The organism is Lancefieldella rimae ATCC 49626 (genome assembly GCF_000174015.1).
GTDB lineage: Bacteria > Actinomycetota > Coriobacteriia > Coriobacteriales > Atopobiaceae > Lancefieldella > Lancefieldella rimae.
In genome coordinates this window covers 33,987-47,906 of sequence record NZ_ACFE01000005.1, presented here as the reverse complement: position 1 = coordinate 47,906, position 13,920 = coordinate 33,987, and the positions used below count along the sequence as shown (strand labels likewise).

Below are 13,920 nucleotides of genomic sequence, written 5' to 3'. Positions count from 1 at the left end.
ATGCGGGTTTTAGCGTTGGATATTGGGGATGCTCGAGTCGGGATCGCGGTAAGCGATCCCGATGGTCGTATTGCATCTCCGGTATGCGTGCTTCCGGCTCAAGAGGTCTTCTCGCATGCGCGTTCTTTTAGATCGGTGCTTGAAGATTGGGAGCCTGAGCTTTTGGTGTGCGGAAAGCCCCTTACACTTTCGGGAGAAGAAGGACCTCAGGCGCAAAAGATCATGGAACAGGCAAAAAAAATTGCCGACCGGACGGGTCTTCCAGTAGAATTAACCGATGAAAGGCTGTCTTCTTCAGAGGCTAAACGAATCTTACGGGCACAAGGGCTCAGCGAGAAGACCATGCGGGGCAAAGTTGATATGGTGGCTGCATCACTGTTTTTACAAGCTTGGCTTGATCGCAGCGCGACTGAGGGAGAATAAATGGCAGTTGAGCCTGAAACCGATACATCTTTTGTTGGCGGAACACACTTTAAAGAGGGCAAAGAGGCCCCAAAAGCTTCAGAGGAGTTCCCCGAAGATTGCGCCGTAGCAAAAGAGACGCTGCAGGATACTACGGAAGTAAAATCCGGGCTGGAAACCACACGGGCAAAATCGCCCTTGAAGATGGCGCATATTTCAACTCGGAGTGCCGCGGCCACTAAAAGAGCGGCTCGCGGAGCCATCAATCACCGAAATAAGCAGGCGCGTCGTCGGTCGAGGGTATTTATGGCTCTGCTTACGCTTGCGCTTATCGTGGCGGCCGCAGGTATTTTTATCTTTGTGGTTATTCCAAAAATCACCGATGCCGTCAATCCAACACAGACCATAACAAACGGAGAAGAGGTAACCGTAACAATTCCTGACGGAGCGGGTGCGTCTGCCGTTGCGGATATCTTGTACAAGAATAAAGTCATTGCAAACAAAGCTGAATTTCTCGCACAACTGAAAAAGCAGCAGGCAGATCAGACGATTAAAAGCGGTACGTATAAGATTGTTACCGGTATGACACCGGCAGAGATTATACGTTTGTTGTCCGAGGGACCAAACGTTGCCGCTGAGGGCTTGGTCATTCCTGAAGGATACACCGTTTCACAGGTGGCAGAAGCTGTCGAGAAGTACTACGGTATTTCGAAGGATGAGTTTATGGCTCAGGCCAAAGCATCAAACTACGTAGATGATTATCCGTTTTTACAAGATGCCGTCAACGCCAATGATTCACTTGAGGGATATCTTTTCCCAAAGACGTATAACCTTGACGGCACTCCTGATGCCAACAGCATTATTCGTGCCATGCTTGACCAGTACCAGCAAGAGATCGAGGACGTTAATTTTGACGCGGCTCGGGTCAACTTAAAAGCCCGGTATGGTCTTGACTTTACCGATCAGCAAATCCTTACGGTGGCATCAATCATTGAGAAAGAAGCCTCAAATCAAGAAGACAGAGGAAACGTCTCATCGGTTCTGTATAACCGTATGTCGCAGAATATGCCCCTGCAAAGTGACACAACGCTGGCGTACTCACTTGGCCGTGAGGCAACCGCCGATGAGTTGCAGAGCATGACGGACGATCCATACAATACCTATGCTCATGACGGACTTCCGCCCACACCCATCTGCTCACCGGGACTCAATTCAATCAAAGCGGCTCTTGAACCCAATACAACGGAGTATCTGTATTTCTGGATTACCAAAAATGAGCACGTGTTCTCCAAAACCTACGATGAGCACCTTGAGGCAATTCAAAATTCAAAGGACAAAGCATAGCGTCATGGGAATCTTTTCTGCGTCGGCATATGTTGCATCGGTTGATCGCATCGACGTTGATGCACTGGTAGATGGTGGGATTAAACTCGTTCTTCTCGATCGAGACAATACGTGTGTGCCAAGAGACGCCAAGGTGCCTCCCAAAGATGTCTGTTCTTGGTTTGAGTATGCGCAGTCAAAAGGGCTGACGCTTTGTCTTGTCTCCAACAACATCCATCTTGATCAGGTGCAGAGAAGTGCGCGCGAACTTGGAATTGACGGTGTTGGCTGTGCCTTAAAGCCTCTTCCTACTGCAGTTTTTGCGGCACTTCGACGTTTTGGCGTAGAAAAACATGAGGCCGTTTTCATTGGGGACCAACTTTTTACCGACGTTGCGGCAGGGAATTTGGCTGGTATCAAAACAATTCTTGTGCGTCCACAATCGGAAGTTGATCTTTGGTATACGAAGCTTTTGCGCCATGTGGAGCGTATTGTTTTGGGCCATGTAAAATTTGAAGGGGAAGAATAAACCCCAATAGAGTTCACCAGACGTTGCCGCCAGATGATACACTTTTCTTGATTGTCTGGAGGGATTTTGAAGTTTGATGACACAAGATACATCGTTCATGAAGGCTGCGACCATATTTTCTTTGTAGGATTTTTGGGTGCAGGCAAGTCAACTTTGGCACGTAATTTAGGCGAGATGTTTCATCGCAGATATGTTGACACGGATCGGTTGGCTGAAAAAGCTGCGGGCAAATCGCTCGGTGATATATACGCCACAGACGGAGAGATTTACTTTCGCAACATAGAAACCAAAGTTTTACGAGATCTTCGATCAAAAAAATCTCTCTTGGTGAGTTGTGGGGGAGGTATCGTTGAGAGGGCAAAAAACGTTGAGCTCATGCATGAGATGGGAGTCATTGTGTATCTCGACGGTAGTCTTGAAGATTCACTGCGACAAATTCAGCGGGTTGACCGTCGTCCCGATTTAGGAACGCTCGATCATGCGCGCCGTCTCTATGAGCATAGACGTCCACTTTATGAAGCGGCAGCCGATATAACCATTGACATACGAGAAAAAACATTCCAGCAAGTTACCTTGGCTTCAGGCAAACTGCTCTGGGAAAGGGGTCTTTTATGAATAAGGAGCTTGAGCCTACCTATATCAAACAGTGGGTTTCTCTCCCCATCGGATCCATGGCCTTGCGTGTGGGCTCCGGTGTTCTTGATAGTTTTAGCGCGGAGATGCGAGTTGCGGTAGGTCATCCGGAGCGCTGTGTCATTACATATTCAACGTCCGTTCCGGATGATATCGTGGAGCTTCTCACGCACGATCTTACAACGATTGGCTTTACCGTTAAAAAGTATCCCATGCCGGATGGCGATCAGGCAACTTCATATAACCAAGCCGAGAAGCTCTTCTCGCAGCTTGCTGAGGCAAAACTTACCGGCGATGACTTACTTGTCGCAATCGGTGATTCGGGAGTCGTATCAAGTGCATCGTTTGTGGCAAACGCATGGTGCGGAGGTGTTTCTCTTGCGCTGGTGCCGCTTGATTTGGAGGCAGCAATACTGTCTTGCGTGCAGCCAAGGGCGCTGAGCGTTATGGCAGAAAGACCGCGGACCATTACGTGTCCCGGAGTTGCCCGGTACTGTTTTGTGGATCTGGACACGATTCCTTTGGGTCTTGATGACGAACATGCCAATTTTGCTCGTGCGCTTATGGTGTCAACGGCAATGTCGGAAAGCGTAACGGCGTTTAGCCGTGTATGGGATACTGCCGATGACCTACGGGAAGGCAATCTCGATGCCATGGCTGAGCAGATTGCCGATGCAATAAAGGTTCGCGGGCGTCTTACTGCATCGGCAGCAATCGCCATCAGGCAGTCGGTACAATATGGTTTCGATTTCATGTATGCCATGGAGCGCTTTGTTCCCGGCCAATCACGTGCGGCGCTTTTCGCCGATGGGCTTCGTTTTGCCGCACGGATTTCGGTAGCCAAAGAAGATTTGGACATTGATGATATGCTCGCTCAAGACGAGCTCTTGGAGAAGTTGGGAATAGGATCGGTAACGTGCGATATCAGCGCAGAGCAGATGATTGCGGCGCTCAAAGCCGAATGTTTCCGTTCGACAAATCGTTTTATGATTGTCTTGCCCCTTGATATAAGTCGTGTAAGACTGTCATCGGTTGATGAAGATCTTCTTTGCGAACATGCACAGGCATGGTGCGATGCACACAGGGCATAGCGTAAGAAGTGCTTCTCGCCACAGTGTTTTATAACGGCGGTTTTAATCATTCTCGAGAAGGGATGTTATATGGCAAATGCACAGGTTGGCGCAAAGCGGGTTGCCCGTTTTCGCGAGGTTATGGCCGAGAAGGGCTATGATGCGGTTGTTCTTCGGCATAACCCGGATCTTCGGTGGCTGACGGACTCTGAACGTACGTTTGACTTTGAGGATGCCCATACGGCGTTCATTACGTCCGATGAGCTCTATCTGCATACGGATTCTCGCTACTTTGGCACCTTTAAGGATCGCCTGGGTAACGATACTCCTTGGCAGATTGATATGGACAACATTGGCCATGCGGCATGGGCGGCGCAGCATGTAGCAGCGTCCCGCGCCCGTGTGGTGGCTGTCGAGGATACCGTTGAGCTGGCATTTTTTGATGATCTTGAGAGAGAGCTTGCCGATCGGAGCGTTTCTGCATTGATGCCTCGTATGCACGGTGCCATCGCCGATCTTCGGATTGTCAAAGATCCTGCCGAAATTGAGCTTATGCGTCATGCTCAAACCATTACCGATAAGGCATTTTTGCACATGCTTGACTACATCAAGCCGGGCCTTACCGAGCAGCAGATTCGTGCTGAACTTGAGAATTACATGCTTTCTCACGGCGCGGATGCACTCTCCTTTGACTCTATTGTGGCCTCCGGTCCCAACGGTGCCAATCCACACGCACAGCCTGGCGAGCGCGTGGTGGAGAAGGGCGATATGATTGTTATGGACTATGGTGCGGGATACTTGGATTATCACTCGGATATGACACGTACCGTCGTACTCGGTCAGCCTTCCGAAGAGCAGCAGCATGTCTATGACGTCGTGCGTCTTGCAAACGAGACCTGTGCACGTGCAATCCATGCGGGTGTTTTAGGCTCTGATATCCACAACCTTGCCGTTAAGGTTATCTCCGATGCAGGGTATGGTGAGTATTTCGGACATGGCTTGGGTCATGGCGTTGGTGTCGAGATTCATGAGCGTCCGTTCTGCAACGCTCGCTATAACAAGCCTCTTCCTGCCGGTTCTGTTGTTACTGATGAACCAGGCATTTACCTGCCGGGCAAGTTTGGTATCCGCTTGGAAGACTTTGGAGTGGTTACCGAGGACAGCTACGATGTCTTCACTCAGTCTACGCATGACCTTATGGTGATAGATTGTTAGGCGGGTGCTTCTGAGAGCTTTTGGATAGCCATAAAAATAGCAACATAATTTCTGAAGAAGTAATAAAATTAAAAGCACATTGTCCGGTTATGTAAGGCCGGACGCGTATAAGGTAATGTTTGCGGCAACACTTAAAAGGAGGTAGAAGTGGTTAGTATCGTTCTTGCCAGCCATGGTAAGTTTGCCGAGGGCATACAAGATTCTGGCGGTATGATCTTTGGCCCACAGGAGGGTGTGGTTGCTGTCACCCTTACGCCCAATATGGGGCCGGATGATTTGCACCAAAAGCTTCTTGATGCAATTGCCACGCTTGAAGATCAAGAACACGTACTTTTCTTGGTTGATCTATGGGGAGGCACTCCCTTCAACCAGGTTTCTCGTATTCTTGAGGAGCAGAACAAAGAGGATTGGGTGGCTGTTACCGGCCTCAATCTTCCCATGTTGGTGGCAGCGTATGGCTCTCGTTTGGGTGCTACAACCGCACAAGAGGTGGCAAAGGAGATCTTCCCTGAGGCTCGCTCAGGCGTAAAGATCAAGCCAGAAGACCTTGAGCCAAAAGATGCCACGGCTTCTGCTCAGGTACCTGCGGCAGTCTCTCGCGGAGCCATTCCTGAGGGAACGGTTATCGGAGACGGTAAGCTCAAGATTGTTCTCGCACGTATTGACACCCGTCTGTTGCATGGTCAGGTAGCAACCACGTGGACCAAGATGACCAATCCGGACCGTATTATCGTCTGCTCCGATGGCGTTGCAAATGATGAACTGCGTAAGACGATGATTGTCCAGGCGGCTCCTCCAGGAGTTCACGTACACGTCGTACCAATCAAGAAGATCATCGAGATTGCACACGATCCTCGCTTTGGCAACACCAAAGCCATGCTGCTCTTTGAAACCCCGCAGGATATGCTTCGAGCCATTGAAGGCGGCGTTGACATCAAAGAAGCCAACCTCGGATCCATGGCGCACTCCGTCGGTAAGGTTGTTGTTACCAATGCGGTTGCCATGGACAAGAAGGACGTTGAGACCCTTGAAGCCATCAGGGATCACGGGGTCAAGTTCGATGTCCGTAAGGTTCCTGCCGATGGCGCTGAGAATTTTGATGCAATGCTTAAGAAAGCCACGTCCGAGCTTGCTGCTCAAAAGTAATTGAAGGAGGTAGACATGACGCCTATTACGATATTACTCGTCGTTATTGTCGCTTTTCTCGCCGGCATGGAGGGCATTCTTGATGAATGGGAATTCCATCAGCCTCTTGTTGCCTGCACACTTATCGGTCTTGTGACCGGCCATCCTGCTGAAGGTATTATTTTGGGTGGCTCGCTTCAGATGATTGCTCTCGGTTGGGCAAATATCGGCGCCGCCGTTGCTCCTGACGCAGCGCTCGCCTCGGTTGCTTCTGCCATTATTATGGTGCTTGCACTCAATGGTGGAGATACCGATACCTCAGCCGCCATCAACACCTCTATTGCTTTGGCAATTCCTCTGTCCGTTGCAGGTCTTTTCTTGACCATGATTGCCCGTACCATTGCAACCGGTATCGTGCACGCCATGGACGCAGCTGCCGAGAAGGGCAATTTTGGTGCCATTGAGAGATGGCATATTGTAGCCATCTGCATGCAGGGCGCTCGTATTGCAATTCCTGCTGCGGCTTTGTGCTTTATTGATCCAGCCATCGTAACCGACGCACTGAACGCCATGCCTGCATGGCTGACCGGTGGTATGGCCGTTGGCGGCGGTATGGTCGCTGCCGTTGGTTATGCAATGGTTATTAACATGATGGCTACTCGCGAGGTTTGGCCTTTCTTTGCTCTTGGCTTTGTTTTTGCAGCCATTCAGCCACTCACCCTTATTGCTCTTGGTGTTATCGGTGTTTGCTTGGCCATTATTTATATCGGCCTCAAAGACCTTGCAAAGCAGGGTGGCGGTTCCGGCGGTGGATCAGGCGATCCTCTCGGCGACATCATCGACAACTACTAATCCTGAAGGAGTGTGATAACAATGGCAGAAAAGATTCAGCTTTCTCAGAAAGACCGCATGGCGGTAGCGATTCGTCATCAATACCTTCAGGGTTCTTGGAACTATGAACGTATGCAGAATGGCGGATGGGCGTTTTCGATGATTCCTGCAATCAAGAAACTCTATCCTAAGAAGGAAGATCAGATTGCAGCTCTCAAGCGCCATCTTGAGTTCTACAACACACACCCATATGTGTCTGCACCGGTCATCGGTGTTACGCTTGCACTCGAAGAGGGTCGCGCCAATGGCGAGCCTATCGATGACGTTGCCATTCAGGGTGTCAAGGTTGGTATGATGGGACCTCTGGCCGGCGTTGGCGATCCGGTATTTTGGTTTACCGTTCGCCCCATTTTGGGCGCTCTGGGCGCTTCTTTGGCGCTTGGCGGCTCAATTCTCGGCCCCATTCTTTTCTTCGTGTTGTGGAATGTCATCCGTCTTGCCTTCCTCTGGTACACCCAGGAGTTTGGCTATAAGGCCGGAGCTTCCATTTCCTCCGATCTTTCCGGCGGTATGCTCGGCAAGGTTACCGAGGGCGCATCTATTTTGGGTATGTTTATCATCGGTGCGTTGGTTGAGCGTTGGGTTTCCATCTCATTTACTCCGATAGTTTCTACCATCCCTCAGCAGGCGGGTGCATATATTGATTGGTCAAGCATCCCTGCAGGAGCTGACGGAATTCATAAGGCACTGAGCTTGTACGCACAGCTTGGACCAACCGGCCTTGAGCAAATGAAGGTCACAACGCTTCAGCAGAACCTTGATTCGTTGATTCCCGGTCTTGCTGCGGTTGGCCTGACGCTTCTGTGCTGCTATTTGTTAAAGAAGAAGGTTTCCCCAATAGTCATCATCTTGGCACTCTTTGCCGTTGGCGTTATTGGTCGCTTCTTTAACTTCATGTAATAAGATGCGCGTAGGATACCAACGTATTTACAGGTAGCCTGTATAAAGGTGGGTCGCACTCTATAATGAGTGCGACCCATTTTGAAAGGAAGCTATGGCACAGTCTCAAAACAGCAGCGTTGATTTGACTATAAAAGCAAGCTCGTTTCACGGTCTGACAACCTATGGGGATGTTCTCATTGGCAACAAAGCTTTTGAGTTTTATAACGAGAAAAATCCCGAGGACTATATCCAGATCCCGTGGGATGAGGTTGATCATGTAGCCGCTTCGGTTATAGGGAAGGGGAAAGCCATTTCTCGCTTTGCTCTTTTTACCAAGAAAAACGGTACGTATTCCTTTTCCACTCGTGACAACAAGGCAACTCTTCGTGCGATTCGCGCTCATGTTGGAGAAGACAAGCTCCTTCAGTCTCCGAATTTCTGGTATGTGTTTAAGCACGGGTTGCTGTCGCTTCCGCATGCATTGAGCCTCATACGAGATTCCCGGAAAAAGAAGTAGCATTTTATTGACAGTCTTGGTTTTCGTGTACAAAACGACGGAGCCGGGACATGTAGCGTCCCAAAACTGCTAAAATGCACCATGCATATACCCGATCGCCCGTGTTTTGGAGAGATAATCCAAGCACTTCTCGCGACATACAAGAAGAAAGAGATAGACGTGGCAACCATTAGTACGGCAGATTTCAGAAATGGCATGGGCCTTAAGATTAACGACAAGTACTACACAATCGTGGAATTTCAACACGTAAAGCCTGGTAAGGGCGGAGCGTTTGTCCGTTACAAGATCCGTGATCTTAAAAGTGGTCGTGTCATTGATCAGACTTGCAATGCCGGAACCAAATTTGAAAACGTGCAGCTCATCACCAAAGAGATGCAGTATCTCTACAATGACGGTGAGTCATATTACTTTATGGACAACGAGACCTATGACCAGATTGCCGTTCCCGCTGATTTTATTGGTGAGAAGAGTGTTTGGTTCAAAGAGAATGATACGTGCCAGCTTCTTTACGCTGACACCGAGCTTCTTGGTGTTGAGCCTCCCATGTTCATTGAGGTTGAGATTACGGAGACCGATCCGGGCTTTAAGGGAGATACGGTGCAGGGTGGCTCAAAGCCTGCCACCGTTGAAACGGGTGCAACCCTTCAGGTTCCCATGTATTTAAATCAAGGTGAGCGCATTAAGGTTGATACGCGCGTGGGCAAGTTTGTTTCCCGCGTATAATGCACGCATGAATGTACGTCTCGCATCTATGTTGAGGAGGTCGTATGGCTGACAGTGAGCTTCGCATTGCCGGTATCGGTATTTCAAAAGAAGTGGTTTCTGCAATTGTCTCACGTGCTGCGGGAAGTGTAGCCGGAGTAGCTTCTGTAGGTGGAAACGATACCATTGCGTCAAATCTGATTAACGTCTTTACCAATAAATCCATTGCTCCAAGTCAAGTGGTTGAGTCGGTTGTTGAAAACGACGCTTTGCATATTGGGGTTCATCTTGCTGTTTTTTACGGCTATCCGTTCACGAAACTTGCCGCCGAAGTTCGCGGAGTTGTAGCAACTGCGGTGAACGAACAGATTGGTGTCAGTATTTCTGCGGTTGATATCTATATCGACAGCCTCGTCTTTCCCAAGGAGTAGCTTTGAGCGCAAAGTTCTTTGGCCGCACATTAGCTCGAAGCCAGGCACTGCAGCTTCTTTTTCAGGCTGAGCAGACAAATCGTACCGTAGAGGAGGTTCTCCAGGGAGAATACGTTCTCTCTGAAGGACCTCTCGATCCGTATGCAGAAAAGCTTGCCTGCGGTACCGATGGCATTCGAGACGATCTTGACATGATACTGAATGCCTATTCACACGGGTGGAGCGTCTCTCGTATGCCCTCCGTTGACAGAAACCTGCTCCAACTGTCGCTTTACGAGATGCTTGAGGTTTCCGAAGTCGATGTTTCGATAACCATCAACGAGGTTATCGAGCTTTCGCACGCGTATTGCGGAGATGAATCTCCTCGCTTTATTAATGGCATTTTGGGGCGTGTAGCCGCCGACATAGCGGAAGGTATGGATGTATATGAGCATTCTCGCTGTGTAAGTGCGGGCGAGAAGAGCGCGTCTCAAGAGGATGGCGAGTAGCTATGGCAAAGCCTGATACCTCTGCATATCAAACGTTTGATCAAATTACCGATCGTCTTGATGACATTGTGTCTCAAGTCCGCAACAAAGATGTTTCGCTGGAACATTCTCTTGACCTTTTTGATGAGGCCATTGCTTTGGGGTCAAAAGCAGTAGACATGGTTGATACCACGGAGTTTACTGCTGAGGAAGAAGCACGTCTTGCAGATGTGCATACCGATTCCCAAGACGGTGAGCCTACGGAGCCTGCACTATCCGATACACCGCAAGCGGTATCTGAGAGCCCTGAGGCGTAAGTGGTAAAGCGCACTTCCAAGCGCCGCCTTGATGCTGAGCTCGTACGTCAGGGCTTGTTTCCCGATACAAAGACAGCGCTGCGCTCTATCCTTGCAGGTGATGTTTCCACACACGACAGACGGCTGAGCTTTGCGGGCGAGCCGGTAGAAGAGGGCATTTTTCTCCACGTCAAAGGAAAAACTCCCTATGTAAGCAGGGGAGGTCTCAAACTCGAGAAAGCCTTGGATACTTTCTGCGTTGATCCTCAAGGGCTTACCTGCCTTGATGTCGGGGCTTCTACCGGAGGATTTACTGACTGTCTGCTTCGTCGCGGTGCACGTCATGTAGTCTCTGTCGATGTGGGATATGCTCAGTTTGACTGGGCACTCAGAAACGATAGCCGCGTAAAACTGCTTGAGCGTACCAATATCGTAGAGCTTCCGTCTTTGGGATATGACGCCGCGTTCGATTTGGCGGTATGTGATGTTTCTTTCACTTCAATCGAGAATATCTTGGATACAGTACTTTGCACGCTTAAGTCACAAGGAGCTTTTATTACGTTGGTAAAACCTCAGTTTGAAGCCCAAAAAGCAGAGGTTGGTGAGGGAGGCATTGTACGAAGTCCGGCAGTGCGTCTGAAGACGCTTACCCATGTGGCAGAGCTTTTCTCGAAAGCTTCACTGGGGCCTCTCGCCGCTTGTGAAAGTCCGATTTACGGAGCAAAGGGAAATACCGAGTATCTGTTATATGGGAAAAAGGGCAGTCTCCCGGCAACCTTAGATTTAGAAGCAGTGGTAAAAAAGCATACATTTGTTCGTGTATAGAGAAGCGGCATTCGCTATACTTTATGGTGGTTGTTGGTTGAGATGATACGGCACAGGAGAGTGGTTCTACGTGAAAGTGCTTCTCGTCCCTAATTATTCACGCGAGGTAGCGGTAAGCAGTGCCCATATGCTGGAAGAATGGCTTTTTGACCAAGGCTGCGACGTCGTATGGGCTCATGATAAAAAACTTTTCCCCCATAAGAGGATCGATCCTTCCGACTGCCAGTTGGTTATTTCGCTTGGTGGCGACGGAACGCTTTTACGGGCAGCTCGAATTGTGGGGTATTCAGAAATTCCAATCATCGGTATTTCTTACGGCCATTTGGGGTTTTTGACATCCGCTACACCTGATGAAATGCTTCAAACGCTCACCGATGCCTTGTCAGGAGAACTTCATGTATCGCGGCGAGCTACATTGGAGATAGAATCGGTTTACGAGGCGCCGGACGGCACCCAATATAGCGAGAAGAGCTTTGCTTTGAATGACTTTGCGGTTTCTCGTGGCGGAAACGGAGACATGATTGAGTTTAGCGTTTCCGTCTCGGGCAACTACATTGATACGCTCAGAGGAGACGGCTTTATTGTCAGCACCGCTACGGGCTCTACCGGCTATGCACTTGCAGCGGGAGGCCCTATTGTGACTCCTGAGTTTACGGGCATGTCGTGCGTTCCCATTGCACCGCACACCATTATGGCGCGTGCGTTTTTAACGTCGTCTTCCGATATTGTGGAGATTACCATGTCGCGAGAACGTCCGGCATATTGTCACTTCTTTGCAGACGGACAAAATGTTGTTCATCCGGATGGAGCGGTGGCAATTTGCGCTACCGTAAAGCGTGGACCCGGCGATATTATTTTGCTTGACCGAAGCGCGCAAAGTTTCTATCGCTCAGTGTCCCGTGTGTTTTATGGCAAGGCAAATAACTCATGATTGACGAGCTTTTTGTTCAAAACGTTGCACTTATCGAAGAGGCATCTCTTGTGCCTGCCAAAGGTCTTACGGTGCTTACCGGTGAAACCGGTGCCGGTAAAACCGCTCTGCTTTCCGCCATTAAGCTTTTGATAGGAGAGCGCGGTGACGTAACTGCCATTCGGGAAGGCAGCGATGAGCTTCACGTAGAAGCACGGTTTTTTCTGGCTGACTCGGGTGAAGAAGGAACCATCGTACGTCGTCGTATGAACACGGATGGCCGTGGTCGGGTAGAAATTGACGGTCATATGGCTTCGGTAGGAGAGCTTGCGGAAAAAATAGGAACAACGGTTGATCTGTGCGGACAGCATGAGCATCAACGTCTTTTGGACGTACATACGCACGTCGCTCTTCTCGATGCATGGATTGGAGCGCAGGCGTGTGAAGCGCTGGCGCACTATCGGTCTTGCTTGGCGGTGGCAAAGCAGGCGCACAGTGAACTTGAGCGTGTTCGTGCGATGAGTAGTGCGGCCACTTCAAAAATAGAAGAAGCAGCCTTCGTCGTGCGAAAGATTGGCGAGGTAGGACCCAAAAAAGGGGAGTATGAAGCACTTCAAGGACAACTGCCTCGCTTGGAGCATGCAGAGGCACTCATGGAGGCCACCCATCTTGCCCATGGTACCCTCTCTGATGACGAGGGAGCAACGGATAGGATAGCAGAGGCACTTTCGGCGCTTCGAGGGGTCTCCTCTTTTGATACAAAGCTTGCAACGCTCGCAGAAACTCTTGAGTCTTCGCTGATTGACCTGGAAGATACCGCTTCTGAGCTCCGGTCATACACCGATACGCTTGAGTTTGACGAGCAAGCGCTTGAGCGGCTGCAGTCTCGTTTTGCTGCGTTTCAGGGTCTTATGCGTACGTATGGTCCTACGATGGAAGATGTGTTTGCCCGTGCCAAAGAAGCCCAAGAGGTCATGGATGCTCTTGAGGACGGTGATGAGCGCATTGCTCAGGCGGAAGCAGCGTGCGCGGCAGCCGAGAAGAACCTTGAGGCAGCCGCCGATGCACTTGATGAGGTACGTATACATAACGCACCCAAACTTGCGGCAGAGATTACGCATCAGATGGCCTTTCTTGAAATGGGAACCGCTGAGATTACCATTGAACACAAACGTCTGAACCGTACACAATGGACCGATGCAGGACCAAGTCAGGTGGAGTTTTTGTATAAGCCGGGCAAAGAGCTTCGTGCGCGACCCTTGCGCAAGATTGCATCCGGCGGAGAAGTTTCGCGTGTAATGCTGGCGTGTAAGGTAGTTCTTGGATTGGCGGATGGCTGCAAGACGCTTGTGTTTGATGAGGTGGACGCCGGCGTTGGAGGAACCGCTGCGGTGGCACTTGCAGAAGTGCTTGCACGTCTTGCTCAGACCCACCAAGTAATCGTAGTCACTCATTTGGCGCAGGTAGCGGTAATGGGAGAAAAGCACTACGTGGTGCACAAGTCAGAAGACGCACTTCCAAAGACAATGCTTGGTGAAGTTTCGGGAGAGGCTCGCGTAGAGGAGATTGCGCGTATGCTTTCGGGATCGCTTTCAAAGGCTTCGTGTGCGCATGCGCGCGAGATGCTTAAAGAGGCAGCGGGTGCACTCAACGCGGGGTAGCACGAGTTCTTCTCGCCTGAGCGTTTTAACGTTATGTGCAA

Annotated in this window: 17 protein-coding genes; all 17 read left to right on the top strand. The window is 50.1% G+C overall.

Features of this window, described 5'->3' with window-relative positions:
* The 17 genes from ruvX to recN all read left to right on the top strand — a co-directional run bounded on the left by ruvX (position 1) and on the right by recN (position 13,879).
* Positions 1-423 (top strand): Holliday junction resolvase RuvX, encoded by a 423-nt coding sequence (ruvX, locus tag ATORI0001_RS07130; protein WP_003150591.1) that lies wholly within the window; start codon positions 1-3, stop codon positions 421-423.
* Positions 424-1,746 carry an endolytic transglycosylase MltG gene (gene mltG, locus ATORI0001_RS07125; protein WP_003150613.1) on the top strand — a complete coding sequence of 441 codons (1,323 nt, stop codon included), beginning with the start codon at positions 424-426 and terminating at the stop codon, positions 1,744-1,746. It begins immediately after the preceding gene.
* Entirely contained in the window at positions 1,703-2,254 is a 552-nt protein-coding gene (locus tag ATORI0001_RS07120; protein WP_222926886.1) for a YqeG family HAD IIIA-type phosphatase, read from the top strand. Before mltG ends, ATORI0001_RS07120 begins: the two co-directional genes overlap by 44 nt.
* A gap of 66 nt (positions 2,255-2,320) precedes the next feature.
* Positions 2,321-2,869, top strand: coding sequence for a shikimate kinase (locus ATORI0001_RS07115; protein ID WP_003150592.1), 549 nt, complete (start codon positions 2,321-2,323; stop codon positions 2,867-2,869).
* On the top strand, positions 2,866-3,978 hold the full coding sequence (locus tag ATORI0001_RS07110; RefSeq protein WP_003150569.1) for a dehydroquinate synthase/iron-containing alcohol dehydrogenase family protein: 1,113 nt from the start codon (positions 2,866-2,868) through the stop codon (positions 3,976-3,978). Before ATORI0001_RS07115 ends, ATORI0001_RS07110 begins: the two co-directional genes overlap by 4 nt.
* A gap of 69 nt (positions 3,979-4,047) precedes the next feature.
* A complete protein-coding gene (locus ATORI0001_RS07105) occupies positions 4,048-5,172 on the top strand; it encodes a M24 family metallopeptidase (protein WP_003150524.1) in 1,125 nt (374 codons plus the stop codon).
* 147 nt (positions 5,173-5,319) lie between these two features.
* Positions 5,320-6,318: a mannose/fructose/sorbose PTS transporter subunit IIB gene (locus tag ATORI0001_RS07100; RefSeq protein WP_003150496.1), complete on the top strand. Its 999-nt coding sequence runs from the start codon at positions 5,320-5,322 to the stop codon at positions 6,316-6,318.
* A 15-nt stretch (positions 6,319-6,333) separates the two neighbouring features.
* Positions 6,334-7,149, top strand: coding sequence for a PTS mannose/fructose/sorbose transporter subunit IIC (locus ATORI0001_RS07095; protein ID WP_003150466.1), 816 nt, complete (start codon positions 6,334-6,336; stop codon positions 7,147-7,149).
* A gap of 21 nt (positions 7,150-7,170) precedes the next feature.
* A complete protein-coding gene (locus ATORI0001_RS07090) occupies positions 7,171-8,088 on the top strand; it encodes a PTS system mannose/fructose/sorbose family transporter subunit IID (RefSeq protein WP_003150472.1) in 918 nt (305 codons plus the stop codon).
* 94 nt (positions 8,089-8,182) lie between these two features.
* Positions 8,183-8,587 carry a DUF956 family protein gene (locus ATORI0001_RS07085; protein WP_003150533.1) on the top strand — a complete coding sequence of 135 codons (405 nt, stop codon included), beginning with the start codon at positions 8,183-8,185 and terminating at the stop codon, positions 8,585-8,587.
* A 159-nt stretch (positions 8,588-8,746) separates the two neighbouring features.
* On the top strand, positions 8,747-9,310 hold the full coding sequence (efp, locus tag ATORI0001_RS07080; RefSeq protein ID WP_040324674.1) for an elongation factor P: 564 nt from the start codon (positions 8,747-8,749) through the stop codon (positions 9,308-9,310).
* Positions 9,311-9,354: 44 nt separating this feature from the next.
* Complete coding sequence (locus tag ATORI0001_RS07075) at positions 9,355-9,720, top strand: Asp23/Gls24 family envelope stress response protein (protein WP_003150560.1); 366 nt, start codon at positions 9,355-9,357, stop codon at positions 9,718-9,720.
* 2 nt (positions 9,721-9,722) lie between these two features.
* Positions 9,723-10,208, top strand: a complete 486-nt coding sequence (gene nusB / locus ATORI0001_RS07070) for a transcription antitermination factor NusB (protein WP_003150584.1) — start codon at positions 9,723-9,725, stop codon at positions 10,206-10,208.
* Between the two features lie 2 nt (positions 10,209-10,210).
* Positions 10,211-10,504 (top strand): exodeoxyribonuclease VII small subunit, encoded by a 294-nt coding sequence (locus tag ATORI0001_RS07065; RefSeq protein ID WP_003150615.1) that lies wholly within the window; start codon positions 10,211-10,213, stop codon positions 10,502-10,504.
* Positions 10,505-11,308, top strand: coding sequence for a TlyA family RNA methyltransferase (locus ATORI0001_RS07060; RefSeq protein WP_003150588.1), 804 nt, complete (start codon positions 10,505-10,507; stop codon positions 11,306-11,308).
* Between the two features lie 70 nt (positions 11,309-11,378).
* Positions 11,379-12,239, top strand: coding sequence for an NAD(+)/NADH kinase (locus ATORI0001_RS07055; protein ID WP_003150580.1), 861 nt, complete (start codon positions 11,379-11,381; stop codon positions 12,237-12,239).
* Positions 12,236-13,879, top strand: coding sequence for a DNA repair protein RecN (recN, locus tag ATORI0001_RS07050; protein ID WP_003150595.1), 1,644 nt, complete (start codon positions 12,236-12,238; stop codon positions 13,877-13,879). Before ATORI0001_RS07055 ends, recN begins: the two co-directional genes overlap by 4 nt.
* Positions 13,880-13,920 lie beyond the last annotated feature (41 nt).